This window comes from Hamadaea tsunoensis DSM 44101 (assembly GCF_000428945.1).
Classification (GTDB): Bacteria; Actinomycetota; Actinomycetes; order Mycobacteriales; family Micromonosporaceae; genus Hamadaea; species Hamadaea tsunoensis.
The window spans coordinates 325,165-345,692 of record NZ_AUAX01000008.1; the positions used below are offsets into that span (position 1 = coordinate 325,165).

Here is a 20,528-nt window from a genome sequence, read left to right on the forward strand (position 1 = left end):
CTACCGCGTATGAGTGTGACGCGCGTGCTCGTGACGGGGGCGGCCGGGCGGATCGGACGGGCGGTACTGGCCGCGCTGGCGCGGGCCGGTGTCGCCGCGCACGCGCTCGTCCTCGAGGACCCCGGCGACCTGGCCGCCGAGGCGGTCTTCGCCGGCACCGCGGCCGACCCGGATCTCGTACGCGCCGCGCTCATCGGAGTCGACGGTGTGATCCATCTCGCCGCGATCCCCGACCCGCATCACGGTACGCCGCTGGAAGTGTTCGGCGGCAACGTGACCGCCACGTTCACGGTGCTCGACGAGGCCGGCCGGGCGGGCGTACGCAACGCGGTGATCGCGAGCAGCTACAGCGCGACCGGGCTGCCCTTCGCGCGTACGCTGCTGCATCCGGCGTACCTGCCGGTCGATCCGGAGCTGCCGGACCTGGCCGAGGACCCGTACGCCCTGTCCAAGCTGACCGACGAGCTGACCGCCCGGATGGTCGCCCGCCGGTACGCCTCGACCGTCGTCGCCCTGCGCTATCCCTACATCGGGGGCTTCGCCGACCGGCTGCCCGCGTTCGCGGCGCGGATCGCCGCCGATCCGGAGCTCGGCGCCCGGGACATGTGGTCCTACCTGGAGACCCGCGACGCGGCCCGGGCCGCCCTGCTCGGTCTGGGCGTCGAGGTGCCCGGTGCGCACGTCGTCTACGTGGCCGCCCCGCGGACGATGGTCCCGTACGCGACCGCCGACCTGCTCGACCGCTTCCATCCCGGTGTCGAGCGGCGGGCGGAGCTGCCCGGGCGGACGGTGGCGATCGACCTCCAGCCGGCCCGCGACCTGCTCGGCTTCACCGCCGAGCACGAACTCGACCTGCCGCTGCTTCCCCTCCCCTAGTACGGGCGCGGTACGCGAGCGGCGTCAGCGGGAGAGCGGATCCGCGACTATGGCGCCGGAGCCGGGCGAGACCTGGGCCGTCCACAATGTACCGTCCCAGTAGCGGTACATGTTGCGGCCGGTCGGGTCCGGGTACCAGCCTGCCGGGGCGCTCGGCGCGGGCAGGTCGAGCGGCGCCCGTTCCTCCTCGGCCAGGCGCAGCAGTTCGGCGGCCCGCTCCGGCGTCAGCACGCGTACGCCGAGTTCCTGGGAGCGCACGGCCTTCGGCTGCCGCTCGTCTCCTTCGGCCACGACCGCGGCGACGACGGTGCGGGTGATGTTCACCGCGAACAGGTAGCCCGCGTCCTCCAGCTGCGTGCGTACCTTGGCGGGGACGCGAGGGCTGCACCAGACGCGCGGACCCCGGCGGCGCTTCTCGACCACGTCGGCACCGTCGGGTGCGAGCACGTCGGCGAAGTAGTCGGGCAGGTTCAGCAGCTGCGCGGCCGTGGTGAGCTGGCGGTACTCCGACGCGGTCGGCGGCCCGTCGCCGAGCGCGGCGTCCCGCAGCGCGTCCAGGAAACGCTGGTGCAGCCCGGCCACCTGCGCCGCGCCCATCCCGGCCCGGCCCGCGAGCCGGCCCAGCCGCCGGGTCTGCTCGCCGGTCAGCCGCCCGTCCGCGAGCGCTTCGCCCAGCGCGTCCAGATACGGCTCCGCGCCGACCGGGTCATGGTCGTCCATCGAGTACGGCAGCTTCGCCAGCAGCGAGCTCATCCAGCCGGTCTCGCCCTTGCGCAGGTTCGTCACCCGCGTACGCGGGCCGCGGCTCGACGGCACCTTCGGCAGCGGCACCGGGGCGACCGGGTAGCGCGGGCTGGCCCCGCCGGACAGCAGTTTCGGCAGCAGGATCGCGGTCGCCCGGACGTCGCCGAGCGCGGTGTGGGCGTCGTCGAGCGGCGTACCGGTGATCTCGCAGCAGGTCGCGAGCCGGTAGTTCGGCGAGGCGAGCACCAGCCGGGACACGATGAGCGTGCACAGCGCCGGGATCGGCGGCGGCGTCACCCCGATCCGGGCCAGCTCCGCCTGCAGGAAACCCTCCTCGAACGCCGCGTTGTGGGCGACCACGACGGCGCCGTCGAGCCGCGCCAGGATCTCCCCCGCGATCTCCCGGAAGGTCGGCGCGCCGTCGAGCATGCCCGCGCTGATGTGGTGCAGGAACGTCGGCCCCGGGTCACGCTGCGGATCGATCAGGGTCGCCCATTCATCGACGAGTACGCCGTTCTCGACCCGCCCCATGGCGATCTCGACGATCCGGTCCTCGTCGGCGGCGAGACCCGTGGTCTCGAGGTCGATGACGACGTAGGGCGTGTCCGGCAGGGCGATGCCGTCGCCGGAGAGGTAGCCGTAACCGAAGAGCCCCTGCATGATTCACTAGCGTGACGTCCCGCCGGTCGTGGTGCATATCCGACGAACAGCTACATTTCCCGCACAGGTTCAGTTCCGGCCGGTGAGCGTCGCGTACACGATGATGTTGTCCAGGTAGGAGCGGGCCTGGTAGTCGAAGCGGCCGCCGCAGGTGATCAGCCGCAGCAGGGCGGCGGGGCCGCCCTTGTGGACCTCCGCGGCGGGGAACCGGTCCTTCGGGACGACCTCGGCACCGTCCACGGTGAACAGGGCGGTCGAACCGTCGTCGCGCTTGACGCGGACCTGGTCGCCGCGGCGCAGACTGCCGATCGAGAAGAACACCGCGGGCCCGGTCGCCCGGGTGTCGACGTGGCCGACGATGATCGCGCTGCCCGCCTCGCCGGGGCTCGGCCCGTAGCGGTACCAGCCCGCGAAGCCCGGCGAGCTCAGCGGCGGCACCTCGATGGAACCGTTGTCCGCCACGCCGGTCGGCACGACGGGCGCGTCCACGCCGATCTTCGGGATCTGGATCTCGACCGGCGTCGAGCGGGTCAGCAGCCGCCCGTACGAGTCGCGCAGGTAGCCGGCCGGCGCGTCGCCGAAACCCGGTGCCGGTGGCCGCCTGGGCATCAGCAGCAGCGCCAGGGCGATGCAGAGTACGCCGGCCACAGCCGTCACGAACAGCACGGACTTGGCGAAGCGGCGGGTGCGGGCGCGCGTACGGTAGATCGTCATGCCCGCCGGCGCAGCAGGGCGAGCCCGCCGGCGCCGGCCGCCCCGAGCAGGGCCATGCCGAGCACGAGCAGCCGGTGGTCCGGCCCGTTCATCGCCCAGCCGCCGCCGCCCATCGGCCCGGTGGTGGTCGCCACGACGACCGTCGCGGTGAAGCCCGATCCGGTCTGGCACGTGCCGCCGAGGTCGTAGGTTCCCGGCGGCGTGTTCATCGGCACCGTCAGGGTCACCGTCCACTCGCCGGGGTTCTTGGTGGACGCCAGCATCGGTACGTTCGAGGCGCCGCCCAGCGTCGCGGCCGAGATCGAGGCGCTCGTCGCGTTCGCGTCGCATTGGGCCACGATGTCGACCTCGTCACCCGCCTTGACCGGTGACGGCGAGACCTGCGCCCCGCCCGCGTACGCCGGCGCCGACCAGAGCACCGCGGCGGTCCCGAGGGCGGCGATCGAGAGGGCGGCCCGTGCCCGGAAGCGTGTGCTCAGCATGGGATGCGTCCTTTCGCTGCGGCCCAGGAGCCGAGTGAGGTGACACATCCGACGGTAGAGAAGAATCCCGCGTGCTGAGGCCGATTCGCGAATATGACCGCGCCTGCGGGTTTCCCGTGCTTCGGCCGGGCCGCCGCGAAAATCCCGGTGCGCCCGGCTCGCCGCGCCGGTACGCTGCCGCCGTGCCGCGTACCGTGACCCTGGTCCTCGCCGATGCCACCGGACGGGTGCTCGGCGCCCTGCCTCCCTTCGAGGTCGAGCTGCCCTGGTGGCAGGAGTCCGCCCAACTCGTCGCGGGCGCGAGGGAACTGCACGGCGCGGAGGTGACCGTGCTGCGCCTGCTCGACGGCGACCGGCCCGCCCCGCCCGGCGGCGCGGTGCGCTACCTGGCCCAGTCGGCGGCACCGGTCCCGGGACTGTCCCCAGTGGATCTGGAACTCACGTCCGACCCCCGCCGCACCGCGTACGCGGAGATCGGCGGGCCGGCCCGGACCCTGGACTGGGCGCGCGGCGTGATCGGCCCGTTCGAGGCGCGGCAGATCCGCACCTGGAACCTGTCGGCCATCTGGCGCCTCGACACCGCCGACGGCCACCGCTATTGGATCAAGGAAGTACCCGGGTTCTTCGGCCACGAACCGGCGATGCTCGGCTGGCTGGCCGACCGGGGCTTCGGCCCGGCCGTCCCCCGCCTCGTCGCGGTCGACGGCCACCGGATGCTCCTCGAGGACATTCCCGGCGAGGATCTCTACTCGGCCGGACCCGGCGTACGCGAGGCGATCGTCGCCGCCGTCCACCCGATCCAGCGGGTCGCCCTCGACGCCGCCGACGAACTGCTGGCGCTCGGCGTACCGGACCGGCGGTCGGCGGAGCTGATCAAGGTAATCACGGCGGTCGTCGACGAGCACGGCGACGATCCCCGGCTGACCGACCTGGTCGCCGGGCTTCCGGAGCGGTTCGCGGCGGTGGCCGGCTGCGGGGTGCCCGAGACGCTCCTGCACGGCGACCTGCACCCCGGCAACGCCCGCGGTGACGCCGGTCACCTGACGATCCTGGACTGGGGCGACTGCTCGCTCGCCCATCCCGCCTTCGACATCCTGCGGCTGACCGAGCGTACCGGTCCCGAGGAAACCGCCGCGCTCATCGGGCAATGGGCGGATCTGTGGCGGGAAACGGTGCCCGGCTGCGAACCGGAGCGCGCGGTGGAACTGCTGCGGCCGGTCGTCGCGCTCCGCCATGCGGCCGTGTACGCGGAATTCCTCCGCAACATCGAGCTCAGCGAATGGCCTTATCATGTCGAAGACGTGCCATTCTGGCTCTCGCAGGCGGCCGGGCTCGCCTGATACAGTGGCGGCATGCGAGTAGCCCGGTCCATCCTGCGCGCGCAAGGCCTGCGTTTCCGCGCCGGCGCGCGATGGTGCTGAGCTTCCGGGTTCGCCCTTCGGGCGAGACCGGGCATCCGGCCTTTTAGCCGGGCTGTAGAACCTTCAAGATCCTGCCCTTCGGGCTTGACGGATCTTGAAGAACCTGCGCCCGGCGGCCGGACGCCGTGGCTCTCACCCACTTTTCCATTGGTTTAAAACCACCTTCTTGGCAGCGCTCTGTCCTTGGGACAAAGCGCTATTCGTGTACGCCTTTATCAGGGCGCGGAAAGGAAAGTCATGTCTGGCGAGAAGATCATGCTGACTGGGGATCGGCCTACGGGGCAGCTGCATCTGGGGCATTATGTGGGCAGCATCGCCAATCGTGTGCGGCTGCAATCGGCGTACAAGTGTTATTTCATCATCGCGGACCTGCACATGCTGACGACGAAGAACGCTCGCGAGGACATCGAGGCGACCGCGGCGAACGCGCGGACGATGGTGCTGGACATGCTGTCGGCCGGGATCGAACCGGAGCATGCGACCTTCTACCTGCAGTCGGCGATCCCGGAGGTCGGCGACCTGAACACGTTGCTGCAGAACCTCGTCAGCGTGCCGCGCCTGGAGCGGGTGCCGTCGCTGAAGGAGATGGCGCGCGCGGCGGGCAAGGACGAGATGCCTTACGGCCTGCTGGGCTACCCGGTGCTGCAGGCCGCGGACATCCTGTGCGTGAAGGCGCACGCGGTGCCGGTGGGCAAGGACAACGCGGCGCACGTCGAGGTGACGCGGGAGATCGCCCGCCGGTTCAACCACCTCTACGGCGACGTCTTCCCGGTGCCGGACCTGGTCCAGGGCGACGTGCCCACGCTCGTCGGGACCGACGGGCAGGCCAAGATGAGCAAGAGCCTCGGCAACAGCATCCTGCTGTCGGACTCCGCCGCCGAGGTACGCCGCAAGATCATGGGCATGTACACCGACCCGAACCGTGTACGCGCGGACGTGCCGGGCACGGTCGAGGGCAACCCGGTCTTCGTCTACCACGACGCGTTCAACCCCGACGACCGCGAGGTCGCCGACCTCAAGGAGCGCTACCGCGCGGGCACGGTCGGCGACGTGGAGGTCAAGGAGAAGCTGGCGGCGGCGCTCAACCGGTTCCTGGATCCGATGCGGGACCGGCGGGCCCGGTTCGAGGCCGAACCGGGCCTGGTCGACCGGTTGATCGTCGAGGGCACGGAGCGTACGCGCGAGGTCGTCCGGGAGACGGTGGCGGACGTCCGGCGGGCGATGGGGCTGACGTCGACCTACAACCGGCTGCGCCGCAAAGCCGCCCGTTAGTGGTGCAGGGCGGTGAAGTTGACGAAGAACGGCGAGTCCGCCGCCGCCCCCGTGACCGCCGAGCGGCACGAGACGTCCAGGATCTCGGTCGTCTCGGCGGTGCTCCACGAATCCACCGAGCAGTACGTCGCGATGTCGTTGGTCGCGTACGCGTTGGCGAACGGCTCGTCGCTCGTCATCACCTTGGCCAGCCGGACGGTGTAGCGCCCGGTCGCGGTGTGCGTCGTGGTGAGCGCCGAGGTGCCGGTCAGTCCCGTCGACGAGTACGCGTACAGCGTCCGGGCGTCGTCGGTGACGTAGCCGTAGGTGTACGGGACGCCGGTCACCCCGATGAACGCCCGGTGGTACGCGAACCGCACGTCGAAGTACGCGTCGACCGGGCTGCCGTGCGTGTCGTCGCAGGCCACCTCCTGCCACCCGTCGTCGTGCAGCGGGCTGGACAGCTGGCAGTGCGCGGGAGTCCAGCCGTATGCGGTGACCTGGAACGATTCCGGGGTCACCCAGCCCAGTCCGACGCTGGCCGGCAGGTAGACCCAGTAGTGCCCGGCCGACCAGCGGGAGATCTGCGGCGTGCCGCCGGTCGAGTCGTACGCGTACTGCGGGGACGGCGTGTACGTCGCGGTGTTCGTCGGCTGGTTCGCCCACAGGTACGCGTACTGGCCGCCGGTTCCGGAGCGGTAGACGTAATCCGCGGACCAGCCGATGTCGGTGGCCACGCCGGCGCCCGTGTAGCAGTAGACGGTGAAGACTTCGTCCACTCCGGACTGATACCACCCGCCCGCCTGGCAGTACGCGTCGCCGGTGGTCACCGCCATCACCTGGACGTTGCCGCCGGGGTTGCCCCGGCCGAGGAGCGTCACGGTGTAGGAACCGGTGCCCGACCGCACGATGTGCGCCGAGCGGCCGCCGGCCGTGAACCACTGGTCGGCCAGGGTCGGCACGGCGTCCCAGACGAGACCGAAATCGCCGCTGTCGGCGTACGCGGGACTCGGGACGACGAGTGCCGCGGCGGTGAGGGCGGCCGCGGCGAGCAGGGAGCGCAGCTTCATGTCCGGACGATAACGTGTACGCGCACCGGGTCGACCGGTCCGCGGTCCGGCATCGGCTGGCAGTTGTCGGGGCCGGAGCGGTAGCAGTATTGGAACACGAGTTCGGCCTCGCCCGCCTTCCGGGCCGCGAACTCGTATTTCAGGGAACCCCCGCAACCCGCGACGTTGCCCTGACAGTCCGATGTGTACTGACGTTCGCCGGCGGCGAGGACCCGGCCGTCCCCGTCCTGCACGATGTACCAGGAATCCCCGATCGAGCCGTTCACCTTGCCGAAGTCGATGACGAGGGCGTCTCCACGCTGGACGGTCGCGGTGGTGTCCTTGTAGGAGATCGTGGTCTCGTGCGAACAGCCGCCGAGGGCGAGGACCGCCCCGGCGAGCAGCGGGGCGAGAAGAACCGAAGTCAGCCTGCGCATGCCGGAAAGTGTGCGCCCGCGCGTCAAGGAGGCACACCGGGCACGCGCCGGGCGGGCATCTTCAGGCCGAACGGCGGACCACGAGGGTAGGTTCGAAGATGACCGACGTCGTCCGGGCGCCCGCGTGGTCGATCTGACCCATGATCATCCGAGCCATCTCGGCGGCCATGTCCTCGACCGGCTGGCGGACCGTGGTCAGCGGCGGCCGGCTGGCGACCGCGGCCGAACTGTCGTCGAAACCGATCACGGCGACGTCGTCGGGCACGCGGCGGCCGCTGTCCCGCAACACGTGCACGGCTCCCTGGGCCATCACGTCGTTGGCCGCGTACACGCCGTCGATGTCGGGGTGTTCGGCGAGCAGCCGGGTCATCGCCCGCTCGCCGCCTTCCTGGGTGAAGCCGCCTTCCACGGCCGGCACGTACGCGTACCCGTTCTGTGCCATCGCGGAGCGGAAGCTGACCAGGCGGTCGTGGCCCGCGGGCATGTCGAGGGAGCCGGCGATGGCGGCGATGGTGCGGCAGCCGCGGGCGAGCAGGTGCTCGGAGGCGAGCTTGGAGGCGGTCTGCTGGGCGATGTCGACGTAGCTGATGGGAATCGGCTCGGCCGGCCGCCCGAACAGCACCGCCGGTACGCGTGCCTCGGTGAGCAGCCGGGGCAGCGGATCCTGCGGATGCAGGGAGAGCACGAGGACGCCGTCCAGCTGCCCCTGCCGGAGGTCGCCCACCAGTTTCGTGCGCGCGGTCTCGGATCCGACGAGGGTCAGCGGCACGTGGACACCGGCCGGGTTGAGCACGCTGAGGACACCGCCGAGGACCCGGCCGAAGAACGGGTCACCGAGGAAGCGGCTGTAGAACGGGTCGTCCTCGTTGCGGCTCTCACCCTCGGAGACGACCAGCGCGACGGACCCCGCACGCCGGGTGACCAGCGAACGGGCGGCCCGGTTGGGGACGTAGCCGGTGGCCTCGACCGCCTGCCACACGGTCTCGTGCAGGGCCGGGTCGACGTTGCGGGTGTTGTTGATGACGCGCGAGACGGTCGCCCGGGAGACGCCCGCGACCTGTGCCACGTCCTCCAGAGTGGGGGCACGCGGTGGGGTGTGGGGGGCCTCGTTCGCCATAGGGCCTTTTATAGCACGTCAGCCGGAGAGCGCTCTCCCCCACATTTGGACGAAAAGGGAGCGGCGGACAGGTGCGCTACCGCCCGTAGCACACCCGCCCGCCGCCGTGGTGAGGGAGTCTCCCCGCCCGAGAGACCCCCTCGGTGCGGGCCGGCACCGATGGCCCGGTGCCTGCCCGCGGGGAGATCAGGGCTTGTAGACCCCGAACTCCCAGAGCGAATACCCGTATGTAGTCGCTCTCGCGGTTCCGTTCATCCGTACGTACCTCGCCGAGGTGTTCAGGTTGATCTCGTCGAAGCCGCCGTCGCCTGTGGTGGTCGCGTACGCCTGCGTCCAGTTGGTGCCGTCGTTCGACACCTGGATCTGGTACGCCGTCGCGTACGCGGCTTCCCAACCTAGCTCGATATGGTTGATCGCCGTAACCGCCCCCAGGTCCACCTGAATCCAGGCGGTCGGTACCCATTCGGAAGCCCAACGGGTGGTCCAGTTGCCGTCGACCGCGTACGCGGGCAGCTGGGGACCGTTCGTCCCGGTCGGCTGGTAGGTCGACGCGGTGGCCGTCTTGCCCAGGGCCACGTTGGTGCCCGGGATGCTCGGCGGGACCACTTTCAGCGACTTCTCCTCGATGCCCACGTTGCCGTGGCCGTCGAAGGCGTACACGTAGATCTTCCACACCCCGAGCTGCTGGGGCGCCGTGACGGTGAACTGGCCGTTGCCGGTCTGGGTGAACGTGACGTTGCTCAGGCCGGTGCCGCCGGAGATGTACTTGTCGCTGTACATCAGGTTGTAGCGGATGGCGTCGCCGTTGGGGTCGCTGGCCGCGACGTTGACGGTGAAGGTGCCGCCCGCGGGGACCGCCGTCTGGTTCGACAGCGTCATGCTGGTGATCTCCGGCGGCGTGTTGGCCGCCGCCACCCCGGTGTACGCCTTCTGCAGCGCGTAGAAGCCGAGCCGGTGCCAGCCGCCGGTGTAGGTGTTCAGCCAGATGCCGCCGAAGTCGTTCTCCAGGCCGTAGTGGAACTCGGTGCCGCCGAGCGCGACGCCCGGGTGGCCCTTGATCGCGTTCCAGCTGGCCGTGTACCCGTCGCGCTTCTGCAGGTCGGTCGGCTCGGTCGGCACCCCGTTGACGTCGTTGGGCACCTCCCACTCGCCGGCCGGTCCGCCCTCGGTGATGATGTACGGCTTGGTGTAGCCGCCGTCGATCCAGGCCTGCTTGACCCCGGTGATCGCGCCGTAGGAGTTCACGGCGAGCAGGTCGAGCGCGGGCGAGTACTGCTTGTAGTACGGCCAGGCCCCGGTCCACGCGTCGGTCGAGGTGACCGGGTGGTTGGGGTCGGCCGCGTGGATCGCCACCGCGAGGTCGTTGACGTACTTGGCGTACCCGACCCGGCGGGCCTCCACCTCGGCGGCGGACAGGCCGTGGTCCTGCATGGTGAGGATGACCTCGTTGCCGACGTCCCACATCAGCACGCCCGGGTTGTTCTTCAGGGCGTTGACGCGGTTGATGATCTCGGTCTTGGTGTTCGCCATGTAGGTGGTGTCGTTGACGTAGTCGGCACCCTGGTTGAGCCAGTGCCCGACGATCACCTTCTGGCCGAACCGGGCCGCCGTGTTGAGCAGCGCCGGGGTGTTCGTGTCGTCCACGCCCCAGGTGCGGATCGTGTTGACGCCGGCGTTCTTCAGGTCACGCATGTACCCGTCGGCCGCCTGCTGCGGCGGGCCGTAGGTCAGACCGCGTACCTCCCACGGCTGGCCGCCGACCTGCAGCTGCCAGTTGCCCTGGGTGCCGGTCACCTTGACGACGCTCGGGCCGGCCGGGATCGCCGGGTCGGTCATCGCCGCCGGCGTGCCGCCGGTCTGCTTCTGCACGGTCACCGAGTCGACGCTCATGACCCCGCCCGACGTGGTGTCGGCCGTGGGCACCGTCTTGCCGGCGATCGCGCTGGCGTACGAGCCGCCGATCGGCAGCTCCAGGCGCAGGAAGAAGCCGTGGTGCACGGCCGCGTCCCAGGCCGCGACGCCCACCTGCGACTCGCGTACCTGCCAGGTCTGTACGCCGTCGAGGTACCAGCGGATCTCCTCGTCCGTCTTGGTCCGGTCGATGACCTGCGCGTACTCGTGGAAGGCGGTCTGGCAGCCCGAGCAGGTCGCGAGGCCGCTGGTACGCCCGTTGTACTCGCCGCACGGCCCGTCCGGGGCCGATCCGCAGTGCAGCGTCTGGGACAGCTGGCTGCGCCCGTTGACCCCGCTCATGATGTCGGTCTCGCCGACGGAGGGCCAGTTGTTGTAGTTGCCCCGGTACGCCGCCCCGGTCGCCCGGAACGCCGGCCAGTAGCCGAGCTGGTTGGCCACGTTGGGCTGCTGGATGACGGCCGCGATGCGCAGCTGCTCGCCGGGGTTGGCGGCGAAGTCCGTCCGCTGCGACTCGATCCGGCCCGACGTCCAGTTGCCGGCGCCGTCGCGGATCGCCTTGATGTTCAGCTTGCCGCCGCCGTCGAGGTAGACGTTCGCGGTCGAGGCACTGGCGGTCTCCACCTCACCCGTGCCGAAGTTGGCCGCCCCGCCCGGGTAGCTCGTCCCGGTACGCAGCAGCCAGTTGGCCGCGGCCGGCGAGGTGTTGGCGGTGCCGGCGAAGTCGTCCGACCACACCGTCGTCCAGTTGCCGGACGGTGACGGGCTGGTCGACGGCTGCGTGCTCGGCGAGGCCGACGGCGACGTGGGCGTACCGCCGAGGAAGACCTGGAACTCGAACAGCGAGTAGCCGTAGCCGGTGCCCCGGACCGTGCCGTACATCCGCACGTAGCGGCCCGAGCCGGACAGGCCGGTCAGGTTCTGCGTACCACCCGTCCCCGTCGTGGTGGTGTAGATCGACTGCCAGTTCGTGGAGCCGTCGTTCGAGACCTGGATCTGGAACGACTTGCCGTACGCCGCCTCCCACTGCAGCTGCACGCCGCAGATGCTCTGCACGGAACCGAGGTCCACCTGGATCCACTGCGGGTCGGCGAAGGCGCTCCCCCAGCGCGTACCGGTGTTGCCGTCGAACGCGGACGCCGCCGTGTTGCCGCCCTCGACCGAGGACGCCGACGACGGCTTGTTCAGCGCCGCGTTGGTGGTGCCGCACGTGGGCGGCGGGGTCGAGCCGATCGAGCCGAAGACCTGGAACTCGAACAGCGAGTAGCCGTAGCCGCCGACCCGGGCCGTGCCGTACATCCGCACGTAGCGGCCGCTGCCGGTGACGGTCAGCGTCTGCGTCCCGCCCGTGCCGGTCGTGGTGGAGTAGATCGTCTGCCAGTTCGTCGAGCCGTCGGCCGACGTCTGGATCTGGAAGCCCGTCGCGTACGCCGCCTCCCACTGCAGGACGACCTTCGAGATGGTGGCGGTCGCGCCGAGGTCGACGCTGATCCACTGCGGGTCGCTGAACAGGCTCCCCCAGCGGGTGGTGGTGTTGCCGTCGACGGCGTACGCCGCGGCGGTCGAGGCCCCCTCGCTGGACGAGGCGGTCACCGGCTGGCCCTGGGACAGCAGGGTGTCGGCGGCGGTGGCCGAGGTGAAGGGCACGATCACCACGGCGAGGGCCGCGACCAGCGCGGCGACGGCGGCGGAGAGGGCGCTCCGCCGGTGTCTGGTCCCACGCAGTCGCGTGACCAGGGAACGGGGATTCATGGGTTCTCCTGACAGGGGTGGGAGTCAATGTTGGAGAGCGCTCTCCGTTTGTTACGCCCAAATAACGCCGCTGTCAAGACACCCCCACCCCGACCAGCGCATCCCCGGTAACACAAACCTCGACCCCGCCAAGATCCGGTCCGCGTGCTGGCCAAGATCCGGTTTGGATCAGGGTTTCGCACGTAATCTTGGCCCAAGATTCGGGTGATTTCCCTGATCCAAACCAGATCATGGGGCCGGCGCCGAAGGCGCGGGTGAGAAGGGCGGGGTTGACAGCGGGGGTGCGCTTCGCGACTCTGGACCGCGGGTGGAGAGCGCTCTCCAAGCATGATCCCGAGTGGACCGAAAGGCAGGACGATGACGCAACGGCGCTTCCCGGCGGGCTTCTGGTGGGGTGCGGCGACCGCCGCCTACCAGATCGAGGGCGCGGTCGACGTGGACGGCCGCGTACCGTCCATCTGGGACACCTTCTGCGCCGAGCCCGGCCGCGTCGCCCACGGCGACACCGGCGCCGAGGCCGCCCAGCACTACCGCCGCTACCGCGAGGACGTCGGCCTGATGCGCGAGCTCGGGCTCGGCGCGTACCGGTTCTCGATCTCGTGGGCCCGCGTCTTCGGCGGCGAGACCCGCGGGCTCGACTTCTACGACCGGCTCGTCGACGAGCTCTGCGCCGCCGGGATCAAGCCCGTCGCCACCCTCTACCACTGGGACCTGCCGCAGTCGCTCGAGGACGGCGGCGGCTGGCTCGCCCGCGCCACGCCCGAGCGCTTCGCCGACTACGCCACCGCCGCCGCCGAGCGCCTCGGCGACCGCGTCGCCCTGTGGTGCACCGTCAACGAGCCCTGGTGCAGCGCCTTCCTGGGTTACTCCTCGGGCGCGCACGCCCCGGCGCGGGCAGAGGGCGCCGCGGGTCTCACCGCCGCGCATCACCTGCTGCTCGCCCACGGCCTGGCCAATCTGGCTGTACGCGCAGCCGCCCCCGACGCGCTCGTCAGCTGCGCCCTGAACCAGGGTGCCGTCCGGGCCGTCTCGGACTCCCCCGCCGATCTCGATGCGGCGCGGCGGATCGACGGGCTGCTGAACAGGCTGTTCGTCGACCCGATCCTGCGCGGCGCGTACCCGGAGGATGTCCTGGAGGACACGCGGACCGTGACCGACTGGTCGTTCGTGCAGGACGCGGACCTGAAGGCCATCAGTACGCCGATCGACGTGCTCGGCGTCAACTACTACCAGCCTGACCTGGTCGGTGCCGCCGCCGAACCGCAGACCGGGCCGTGGCCGTTCCCGGGGTCGACCGGGGTGGCCTTCCACAAGACGCCCGGCCCGCTCACGGAGATGGACTGGACGGTCGACCCGAGTGGCCTGTTCGAGCTGCTCACGCGGCTGAAGCGGGATTACGACGTGCCAGTGATGATCACCGAGAACGGTGCCGCGTACGCCGATGTCGCCGCGGACGGCCGGGTCGCGGACCCCGACCGGATCGCCTACCTCGACGGGCACCTGAAGGCGGCGCACGACGCGATCACGGCCGGAGTCGACCTGCGCGGATACTTCGTCTGGTCGTTGCTCGACAACTTCGAATGGGCGCTGGGCTACGGCAAGCGGTTCGGCATCGTGCACGTCGACTACGAGACGCAGCGGCGGACGCTCAAGGACAGCGCCCGGTGGTACCGCGACGTGATCGCGGCCAACGGGCTATGAGCTCGGGTAGTCGTCGCGGCTGCTGAACACGCCGACGACCGTGCCGTGCGGCACGTCGAACCCGATCGTGAGGAACCGGCCCGGGGCGATCTCGACGCTCGACGGGTTGGCCTGGTCGTAGTGGCCGGAGTCGTACAACTCGATGTCCGGCCACCCGTTCCAGGTCTCGGCCGGCCGCGGCACCACCCGGGCGACGGTGTTGCGCCGCGGCGAGAACCGCCGGGACGTGTCCCCGTACGCGACGAGCACCCCGCCGTCGCCCAGCGTCAGGACGTGGTGGGAGGAGGCCGGCAGATCGGTTTCGGCGGGCGGGCTCCAGGTGTGCCCGCGATCCGCCGACCGCGACAGGTACGCGTGCTTCGCCGTCGTCCGGATCAACGCGACGATCCCGCCGTCGGGCAGCACCGTCAGGGTCGGCTCCTGGAAGTGGAAGGCGTGCCCGGACGCGACGACGGCGGCGGTCTCGGCCGGCCAGGTACGCCCGCCGTCCAGGCTGCGCACGACGACCGCCCGTTCGAGCTTCAGCGCGTCGCGTACGTGCACCTCGGCGGCCGGATCGAGCAGCCGCTCCGGGTCGGTCCCGTACACCGGCAGCAGCAGGTCGCCGCCGGGCAGCTCGACGGGCGCGCCGTGCGACACCGCCCAGCGCATCTGGTCGCCGCCGACGAGCACCGGCGCCGACCAGGTCCGGCCGCCGTCGGCGCTGCGCACGACATAGGTGCCCCAGACCCGGAACGGCCGGCCGGCCTCGGCCTTCCATTCGAGGACGAAGTAGCTGAGCAGGACGGTACCGTCCGAGAGTTGCACGAGTTTCGGATCGCGGTCGTCGTGCTCGCCGTCGACGGCCACCCGCGGCTTCGACCAGGTGGCACCGTCGTCGGCGGACTCGACGAGCATGACGCGCCCGTCGGCCCGGACGTGACCGGTGCTCTCCCGGTACGCGCACAGCACACGGCCGTCCGCGAGGCGTACGGCGTCGGGAAAGTGCGGCAGGGTGCCCGGTGTTGCGCGGGCGACGATGACGGACGGAAAGGTCACCATGACCTCACCGTAGTCCTCGGTTCCGGCGGCAGCACGACACCCGCCCGGCGTTGCGTACCGGGTTCATCCTTGTGCTGCGGGCCTTTGTTAGGGAACGGTGCGTTCGATCGCCGCGGGGCCGAGTTCGGCGAGTTCCCGGGCGGCGCGTTCGATGTTGTGCGGCGTCGGATCCCAGCCCTTCGCCATGGCCAGGTCCACCGGATCCCACGGCTGGTCGGCCCCGGTCCGCAGGACCAGGTGATCTTCCCGGGCGAAATCAGCGTCTTCGGTCATCATCGACCTCCTTCTCGCTTCGCCCAATCTCCCACAGGTCGGACCTGGTCTCAAGCACTCCCGCCGAGGCACTCTCGTGTCATGACAACTGCCGCGGTCTTCGACCGCTTCGGACCGCCGGACGTGCTGTACTTCGCCGAGATGCCGGATTCCGAGCCCGGCCCCGGCGAGGTACGCGTCCGCGTCGCGGCGGCCGGCGTACAGCCTTTCGACGTCAAGTTCCGCTCCGGCGCCATGTCCGCCTTCATGCCCGCCACCTTCCCCCAGCGCCTCGGCAACGAGTACGCCGGAACCGTCGAAGCCGTCGGCCCGGACGTCGCGGAGTTCTCGGCCGGCGACGAAGTGCTCGGCTCGGCGATGCTCTGCGCGTACGCGACCCACGTCGTCGTGCCCGCCGCCACCGTCGTGCGCAAACCGGCCACTCTCGACTTCCCCTCGGCGGCCGCGCTGGTGGCGGCCTCGCAGACCGCGTCCGGCGCCCTCGACGAACTGTCCGTCGGCGCGGGCGACACGCTGCTCGTGCACGCGGCGGCCGGTTCCGTCGGCACCGTGGCCGTCCAGCTGGCCCGGTTGCGCGGCGCCACCGTGATCGGCACGGCCTCCCCGGCCAACCACGACTACCTGCGGTCGCTGGGTGCGATTCCGGTGGCGTACGGGGACGGCCTGCCCGCGCGCGTGGCTTCCGCGGCCGCGGGCCCGGTGACCGTCGCCCTCGACGCGATCGGCGGCGACGCCATCGCGCAGTCCACCGAGATCGTGGCTGACCGGCACCGCATCGGCACCATTGTGGACGACCGCCTCGCCGCCGAACACGGGATCCGCGTCGTCCGCGCCGGCCGGTCCCCGGAGCGCCTGTCGCAGGTCGTCGCCCTGGCGGCCCGGGGCGAACTGGTCCTGCCACCCCGCGCGTACGCCTGGAAGGACGTCGTCGAAGCGCACCGCGACCAGGAGACCGGCCACGGGCGCGGAAAGATCGTTCTGGTGATGGAGTGAGCGGATGCCGCCCGGGTCGTCCCGGGCGGCATCTCCTTCGGGTCTGGTGACCTAGTCGGCGTCGGCCAGGCGGTGCTTGCGGGCGCGCCAGCCCTCGCGCAGTTCCAGCGGCACGAAGACGAGGGTGACCACGATGTCGGCGACGACCGCCCACACGATCACGTTCGTGGGATTGAGGTGGGTCAACCCGGCGTCCGCGGCCCAGCTCGGCTTCAGGCCGAGGGGCGGGAAGCCCTCCCAGAACAGGAACCACAGCAGCGGAATGATCCCGAGCGCGATCCCGTACGCGGTGAAGTGGCCGGCCTTCGAGAACAGCACGCCCACGACGGCGGCGACCACCAGGTAGAGCACCACGGCGACGCGGCCGCCCGTGTCACCGGGGAACCGGTCGCCGACGAAACCGCCGACCGACTTCGCGCCGTCGAGCGTCTGCCGCCAGAACACCGCCAGCAGAACGATCACGGCGACGATCAGCACCGCGAACAGCAGGCCGCGGACGAAGCGCGCGCCGCCGCCCTCCCTCTCCGTCGTCATCGACGTTCCCTCCCCTTGATCAACGGCCCCCGCTAAGCCGATCGATTTTCGCATCGAGGTCCATAATGGGCGCCACCCGCAAGCACGGTGTTCCCCGCCGAAAAGCTGACCCCGCGCTGAGAAGGTCATCCCGATCGATCGCGCCTTGGGCAGGCCCGGCATTTGTCGTCATCGACTCTCCGGCCCCACGTGTGGGCGGGTCGCCGCACGCTTGGCCCGTTCCGATTGTGATCGAGTGCCCGGAAGCTGTAGTGATTGATCTACATTGCTTGATCAAGGGCCGGGGAGCTGCAAAAACGGGTCGATTTTGACAGCATGTGGGTACTTGATCAAGCCTTCGCGTCACGATGAAGCCCAACGCCCCAGCGGTCGGTGATCGTCTTCCGCTATAACGGCATTCCCGGCCATCTCGGCGTGATCAAATACCGCTAATTCGGCAAGAAAACGCTCTCCTGCCGTATGAGCGGTACTCGATCAAGGGAATCGGCATCGCAGTGCCGTCATAGCGGTATTCGATCACGCTGACCGTGCCGCAGCCCCGACCTACGGCGTCCCCACATACGCGTACCGGGGCTGCGGTCGAATCCAGGTTCTCGAACCCTTGTCGGGGATCAGCGGCGGCCGGTACGCGACGACGTGCGCATGCGTACCGGGAAGAGACCTGTCCGGAGTGGAGGGATGGAGTCGAGCCGCAACCGGGCGCCCCGACGAGCGGCCGGGTGCAGCCATCCGTCCGTGCGAGCGTGCGCCGACTGCCATTCGGCCAGCCAACGAGCGAGGACGAGCCGCGCCCCCATGGTTCCGCGCATCATGCGATCACGGTAGCGGCGACCGGCGACACTTCGCGCGCCATATTCGGCCGCGACAGTCCCGCCATCCCGCCGCGAGGCGCGACCATCACGCCTGGCTGAGGTGACCATTGCCGCCTGGCGGAGGTGACCATTGCCGCCCGGCCGAGGTGACCATCGCGTATGGCGGGCGCGACTGTCGCGTATGGACGGTCAGGTCCGGGACTCCTCCAGCGCGTCGGAACCGTTGCGCGGCAACGGGATCCCCTGGAGGCGGGACAGCTGTTCGCGGATCTGCTCGTCGCGGCGGCGCTGCTGCTGTTCGTCCGCGAGCCGGGCGGCCCGTTCGCGCTGGCGGGCTTCGAGGTGCATCTGCTTGGCGCGCAAGGCGGCCGCCGCGGCGATCTGCCGGGCGCCCGAGCGGACCGACGCCTGGGGGTCCGTACGCCGAGCCGCCAGCTCGGCCCACTTCTCCTGTTGCGCCCGCTGCCGGGAGTGCATGCGCTCGCGGCGTACCTCGGCTTGCTGGGCGGGCGACAGCAACGGGTCTCCGTTCTCGTCGCACCAGGCCGACAGCAGGTTCAGCACCCGCCGCTGTACGCGGTCCGCCGGGTCTTCGGCGCTGGGCGCGAACCTGACCAGGCTGCCGTCCGGGTCGAAGTCGAGGGCGTGCACGATGTCCATCGGCGACCAGCCGGCCTCGAAGAACTTGCGGGTACGCCGGCGCAGCTCGTCGGTCGGCAGCGCGCGCAGGCTCACCAGTTCGTACGCCAGCCAGCGGGCCGCCTGCTCCTGCTCGGCCCGGCCCACGGGCACCCGGCGGGGTTCGACCGAGTCGTGACCGAAGGCCCAGTACGGGTGGCACTGCGCGCAGCGCCGTTCGCTGTCGCCCAGGTCGAACCGGCGGGTGTCGGGGTCGCACTCACCGCACCACGGCGGCATCTCCACGGCCATCGCGTCCTCCCCACATTCATAGTCGCACCGACTAGTGACATCCAGGAGTACCGAACGCCACCACCGTAGCCACGGGGTATGACATTCCGTGTCGGTACGCGTACGAACGCCTGTTCGCCTGGGCAAACGTCGGCCATCGATGATCTAGGCTGGCCGGATGACCGGGTACGCCTTCCTCGCCGAGACCGCCGACTCCTACAGCCGCCTGATCGCCGCCGACTCCGGTGGCGACATCGTCAGCGTCATCTGTTCCGATCCGGAACGGCAGCCGTGGGACGTCGCCCTGCTCGGCGTGTTCGCCCGGCGGATCGGCGGGGCGCGGCGCGTACTCGACGTCGGGTGTGGACCGGGGCAGATGACGGCCCTGCTGGCCGGGCTGGGCGTGGACGCCTTCGGGATCGACCTGGCGCCGGGCATGGTGGAGCGGGCCCGGCGCGACCACCCGGAGCTGCGCTTCGAGGTCGGGTCGATGCTGGACCTCGACCTGCCCGACGCCTCGGTCGACGGGATCCTGGCCTGCTACTCGATCATCCATGTGCCGCACGAGCTGCGGCCTCAGGTGTTCGCCGAGTTCTTCCGGGTACTGGCGCCGGGCGGCGGGCTGATGCTCATCTTCCAGGTCGGCGACGAGGTGTCACGGCGTACGGAGGCGTTCGGGATGCCGATCGCGATCGACTGGTACCGCCAGCAGCCGGCCGACCTGGCGGAGTTGCTGCGGTCGGCCGGGTTCGAGCTGTCCTTCCAGGGTGTCCGCGCTCCCGAGAACGGCGAGAAGACGCCGCACGGCTATCTGATCGCGGTCAGGCCGGCGGCCGCCTGACCACCGTCAGGCCAGCGACGCGAGGTCTTCGGTGAGCCGGGTCAGCGCCCATTGCCGCAGGCCGTCCGCTTCCGGCGGGTAGCCGCGGACCGCGCCCTCGGTGACGAGGATCAGCCACAGGTAGACGCGGTACAGGCAGAACCGCGTCGCCTCCTCCGCCGTCAGCGACCGGCCGACGTAGCCGTCCAGCACGGCCGCGTTGTCCTCCGGCCCGTTGAGGCTCAGCGAGACCAGCTCCAGCAGCGGGTCGGCGTACAGGGCGCGCTCGCCGTCGATGATGCCCTCGACGTGGCCGTCGCGGACGAAGACGTTGCCGTCCCACAGGTCGAAATGGACCAGCCGGGGCTCGGTCACCGTGTCCAGGAGCGCGCCGTGGCGTTCGACCACCGCGCGTACCCCGGCGGCGGGCAGGGGCAGCTCACGGTCGTATTCCACCGCGTCGGCCAGGATGTCGTCGATGATGTCCAGGTAGGACTCGCGCCAGGACCTCGACCGGGTACGCCCGTCGCGCCGCGGATAGCCGAACAGTTCGCCGGGTACGCGGTTGATCCCCGCGCTGATCGCGCCGAGTTCCCGCCGGATCGCCAGCACGTCGGCGGTGGGCAGCTTCGCCTTGGCGTCGTTGAACGATTCGCCGCCCAGCCGGTCCATGATGATGATCCCGGCGTCGGGGTCGGCGTACCGGACGGCGGGGACGGGCACTCCGGCGTCCGCCGCGCGCTCGAAGAACTCGATCTCCGTACGCATCAGGTCGACCTCGTAGCGCAGCAGCTTCAGCCCGGCCGGCGGGGCCACCTTCACGACGAGGGACCGCCCGTCCGCGGTGCGTACGCCGAACGCGGCGTTGAAGTAGCCGTCGGTGAACTCGGCGCTCTCGACGACCTCGGCGCCGAGCGCGTCCCGCACGATCCGGGCCACGTCGTCGTCGGTCAGCACGGGTTTGGTCACGCTCTGCATGTCGGACAGGATGCCGAGAGAGCGCTCCCACACGCAACCCCGTCCGGCTATAC

At 70.6% G+C, this 20,528-nt stretch carries 19 protein-coding genes; 6 read left to right on the plus strand and 13 right to left on the minus strand.

What is annotated here, in order from left to right; genetic code table 11:
• Positions 1 to 9 precede the first annotated feature (9 nt).
• Positions 10 to 876: an NAD-dependent epimerase/dehydratase family protein gene (locus G401_RS0117635; RefSeq protein ID WP_027343551.1), complete on the plus strand. Its 867-nt coding sequence runs from the start codon at positions 10 to 12 to the stop codon at positions 874 to 876.
• Positions 877 to 900: 24 nt separating this feature from the next.
• Here the strand turns inward: G401_RS0117635 and G401_RS57120 are convergent, their stop codons facing one another.
• The 3 genes from G401_RS57120 to G401_RS52865 all read right to left on the minus strand — a co-directional run bounded on the left by G401_RS57120 (position 901) and on the right by G401_RS52865 (position 3,476).
• A complete protein-coding gene (locus G401_RS57120; RefSeq protein WP_051366775.1) occupies positions 901 to 2,280 on the minus strand; it encodes an exonuclease domain-containing protein in 1,380 nt (459 codons plus the stop codon).
• A 69-nt stretch (positions 2,281 to 2,349) separates the two neighbouring features.
• Positions 2,350 to 2,994 (minus strand): class F sortase, encoded by a 645-nt coding sequence (locus tag G401_RS0117645; RefSeq protein WP_027343552.1) that lies wholly within the window; start codon positions 2,992 to 2,994, stop codon positions 2,350 to 2,352.
• A complete protein-coding gene (locus G401_RS52865) occupies positions 2,991 to 3,476 on the minus strand; it encodes a hypothetical protein (RefSeq protein ID WP_051366776.1) in 486 nt (161 codons plus the stop codon). Before G401_RS52865 ends, G401_RS0117645 begins: the two co-directional genes overlap by 4 nt.
• A gap of 182 nt (positions 3,477 to 3,658) precedes the next feature.
• Between G401_RS52865 and G401_RS0117655 the strand changes: the two genes are divergently transcribed.
• Positions 3,659 to 4,816, plus strand: coding sequence for an aminoglycoside phosphotransferase family protein (locus G401_RS0117655; protein WP_027343553.1), 1,158 nt, complete (start codon positions 3,659 to 3,661; stop codon positions 4,814 to 4,816).
• A gap of 336 nt (positions 4,817 to 5,152) precedes the next feature.
• Positions 5,153 to 6,169, plus strand: a complete 1,017-nt coding sequence (gene trpS / locus G401_RS0117660; protein WP_407636882.1) for a tryptophan--tRNA ligase — start codon at positions 5,153 to 5,155, stop codon at positions 6,167 to 6,169.
• On the opposite strand, the gene G401_RS0117665 is transcribed toward trpS, so the two are convergent.
• The 4 genes from G401_RS0117665 to G401_RS0117680 all read right to left on the minus strand — a co-directional run bounded on the left by G401_RS0117665 (position 6,166) and on the right by G401_RS0117680 (position 12,414).
• Positions 6,166 to 7,218 carry a hypothetical protein gene (locus G401_RS0117665; RefSeq protein ID WP_027343555.1) on the minus strand — a complete coding sequence of 351 codons (1,053 nt, stop codon included), beginning with the start codon at positions 7,216 to 7,218 and terminating at the stop codon, positions 6,166 to 6,168. The two genes, trpS and G401_RS0117665, sit on opposite strands and share 4 nt — an antisense overlap.
• Complete coding sequence (locus tag G401_RS0117670) at positions 7,215 to 7,634, minus strand: protease inhibitor I42 family protein (RefSeq protein WP_027343556.1); 420 nt, start codon at positions 7,632 to 7,634, stop codon at positions 7,215 to 7,217. The genes G401_RS0117665 and G401_RS0117670 overlap by 4 nt, the downstream gene beginning before the upstream one ends.
• Positions 7,635 to 7,695: 61 nt before the next feature.
• Complete coding sequence (locus tag G401_RS0117675) at positions 7,696 to 8,700, minus strand: LacI family DNA-binding transcriptional regulator (protein ID WP_245601748.1); 1,005 nt, start codon at positions 8,698 to 8,700, stop codon at positions 7,696 to 7,698.
• A gap of 237 nt (positions 8,701 to 8,937) precedes the next feature.
• Positions 8,938 to 12,414: a discoidin domain-containing protein gene (locus G401_RS0117680; RefSeq protein WP_034591940.1), complete on the minus strand. Its 3,477-nt coding sequence runs from the start codon at positions 12,412 to 12,414 to the stop codon at positions 8,938 to 8,940.
• Between the two features lie 357 nt (positions 12,415 to 12,771).
• Between G401_RS0117680 and G401_RS0117685 the strand changes: the two genes are divergently transcribed.
• A complete protein-coding gene (locus G401_RS0117685) occupies positions 12,772 to 14,115 on the plus strand; it encodes a GH1 family beta-glucosidase (protein ID WP_211240764.1) in 1,344 nt (447 codons plus the stop codon).
• Here the strand turns inward: G401_RS0117685 and G401_RS0117690 are convergent.
• Both G401_RS0117690 and G401_RS55895 read right to left on the minus strand, forming a co-directional pair.
• Entirely contained in the window at positions 14,110 to 15,156 is a 1,047-nt protein-coding gene (locus tag G401_RS0117690) for an exo-alpha-sialidase (protein WP_027343560.1), read from the minus strand. The two genes, G401_RS0117685 and G401_RS0117690, sit on opposite strands and share 6 nt — an antisense overlap.
• An 87-nt stretch (positions 15,157 to 15,243) precedes the next feature.
• Positions 15,244 to 15,429: a hypothetical protein gene (locus G401_RS55895; RefSeq protein ID WP_245601756.1), complete on the minus strand. Its 186-nt coding sequence runs from the start codon at positions 15,427 to 15,429 to the stop codon at positions 15,244 to 15,246.
• 81 nt (positions 15,430 to 15,510) lie between these two features.
• Between G401_RS55895 and G401_RS0117700 the strand changes: the two genes are divergently transcribed.
• Positions 15,511 to 16,422, plus strand: a complete 912-nt coding sequence (locus G401_RS0117700) for an NADP-dependent oxidoreductase (RefSeq protein ID WP_027343561.1) — start codon at positions 15,511 to 15,513, stop codon at positions 16,420 to 16,422.
• 51 nt (positions 16,423 to 16,473) lie between these two features.
• Here G401_RS0117700 and G401_RS0117705 read toward each other — a convergent pair whose 3' ends face one another.
• The 3 genes from G401_RS0117705 to G401_RS0117710 form a co-directional block, all read right to left on the minus strand.
• Positions 16,474 to 16,956: a hypothetical protein gene (locus tag G401_RS0117705; RefSeq protein ID WP_027343562.1), complete on the minus strand. Its 483-nt coding sequence runs from the start codon at positions 16,954 to 16,956 to the stop codon at positions 16,474 to 16,476.
• Between the two features lie 611 nt (positions 16,957 to 17,567).
• Entirely contained in the window at positions 17,568 to 17,768 is a 201-nt protein-coding gene (locus G401_RS55900; RefSeq protein WP_157545818.1) for a hypothetical protein, read from the minus strand.
• A 189-nt stretch (positions 17,769 to 17,957) separates the two neighbouring features.
• Positions 17,958 to 18,698 (minus strand): hypothetical protein, encoded by a 741-nt coding sequence (locus G401_RS0117710; RefSeq protein WP_027343563.1) that lies wholly within the window; start codon positions 18,696 to 18,698, stop codon positions 17,958 to 17,960.
• 157 nt (positions 18,699 to 18,855) lie between these two features.
• Here G401_RS0117710 and G401_RS0117715 point away from each other — a divergent pair, with 157 nt between their 5' ends.
• Complete coding sequence (locus G401_RS0117715) at positions 18,856 to 19,518, plus strand: class I SAM-dependent methyltransferase (protein WP_027343564.1); 663 nt, start codon at positions 18,856 to 18,858, stop codon at positions 19,516 to 19,518.
• Between the two features lie 6 nt (positions 19,519 to 19,524).
• Here G401_RS0117715 and G401_RS0117720 read toward each other — a convergent pair whose 3' ends face one another.
• Complete coding sequence (locus G401_RS0117720) at positions 19,525 to 20,475, minus strand: phosphotransferase family protein (RefSeq protein WP_027343565.1); 951 nt, start codon at positions 20,473 to 20,475, stop codon at positions 19,525 to 19,527.
• Positions 20,476 to 20,528 lie beyond the last annotated feature (53 nt).

Excerpts from the sequence above, each read along its gene's own strand:
- G401_RS0117635 (WP_027343551.1), top strand. The coding sequence starts at position 10 with ATGAGTGTGACGCGCGTGCTCGTGACGGGGGCGGCCGGGCGGATCGGA.
- G401_RS57120 (WP_051366775.1), bottom strand. The coding sequence starts at position 2,280 with ATGCAGGGGCTCTTCGGTTACGGCTACCTCTCCGGCGACGGCATCGCC.
- G401_RS0117645 (WP_027343552.1), bottom strand. The coding sequence starts at position 2,994 with ATGACGATCTACCGTACGCGCGCCCGCACCCGCCGCTTCGCCAAGTCC.
- G401_RS52865 (WP_051366776.1), bottom strand. The coding sequence starts at position 3,476 with ATGCTGAGCACACGCTTCCGGGCACGGGCCGCCCTCTCGATCGCCGCC.
- trpS (WP_407636882.1), top strand. The coding sequence starts at position 5,153 with ATGCTGACTGGGGATCGGCCTACGGGGCAGCTGCATCTGGGGCATTAT.
- G401_RS0117665 (WP_027343555.1), bottom strand. The coding sequence starts at position 7,218 with ATGAAGCTGCGCTCCCTGCTCGCCGCGGCCGCCCTCACCGCCGCGGCA.
- G401_RS0117670 (WP_027343556.1), bottom strand. The coding sequence starts at position 7,634 with ATGCGCAGGCTGACTTCGGTTCTTCTCGCCCCGCTGCTCGCCGGGGCG.
- G401_RS0117680 (WP_034591940.1), bottom strand. The coding sequence starts at position 12,414 with ATGAATCCCCGTTCCCTGGTCACGCGACTGCGTGGGACCAGACACCGG.
- G401_RS0117685 (WP_211240764.1), top strand. The coding sequence starts at position 12,772 with ATGACGCAACGGCGCTTCCCGGCGGGCTTCTGGTGGGGTGCGGCGACC.
- G401_RS0117690 (WP_027343560.1), bottom strand. The coding sequence starts at position 15,156 with ATGGTGACCTTTCCGTCCGTCATCGTCGCCCGCGCAACACCGGGCACC.
- G401_RS55895 (WP_245601756.1), bottom strand. The coding sequence starts at position 15,429 with ATGACCGAAGACGCTGATTTCGCCCGGGAAGATCACCTGGTCCTGCGG.
- G401_RS0117700 (WP_027343561.1), top strand. The coding sequence starts at position 15,511 with ATGACAACTGCCGCGGTCTTCGACCGCTTCGGACCGCCGGACGTGCTG.
- G401_RS0117705 (WP_027343562.1), bottom strand. The coding sequence starts at position 16,956 with ATGACGACGGAGAGGGAGGGCGGCGGCGCGCGCTTCGTCCGCGGCCTG.
- G401_RS55900 (WP_157545818.1), bottom strand. The coding sequence starts at position 17,768 with ATGATGCGCGGAACCATGGGGGCGCGGCTCGTCCTCGCTCGTTGGCTG.
- G401_RS0117710 (WP_027343563.1), bottom strand. The coding sequence starts at position 18,698 with ATGGCCGTGGAGATGCCGCCGTGGTGCGGTGAGTGCGACCCCGACACC.
- G401_RS0117715 (WP_027343564.1), top strand. The coding sequence starts at position 18,856 with ATGACCGGGTACGCCTTCCTCGCCGAGACCGCCGACTCCTACAGCCGC.
- G401_RS0117720 (WP_027343565.1), bottom strand. The coding sequence starts at position 20,475 with ATGCAGAGCGTGACCAAACCCGTGCTGACCGACGACGACGTGGCCCGG.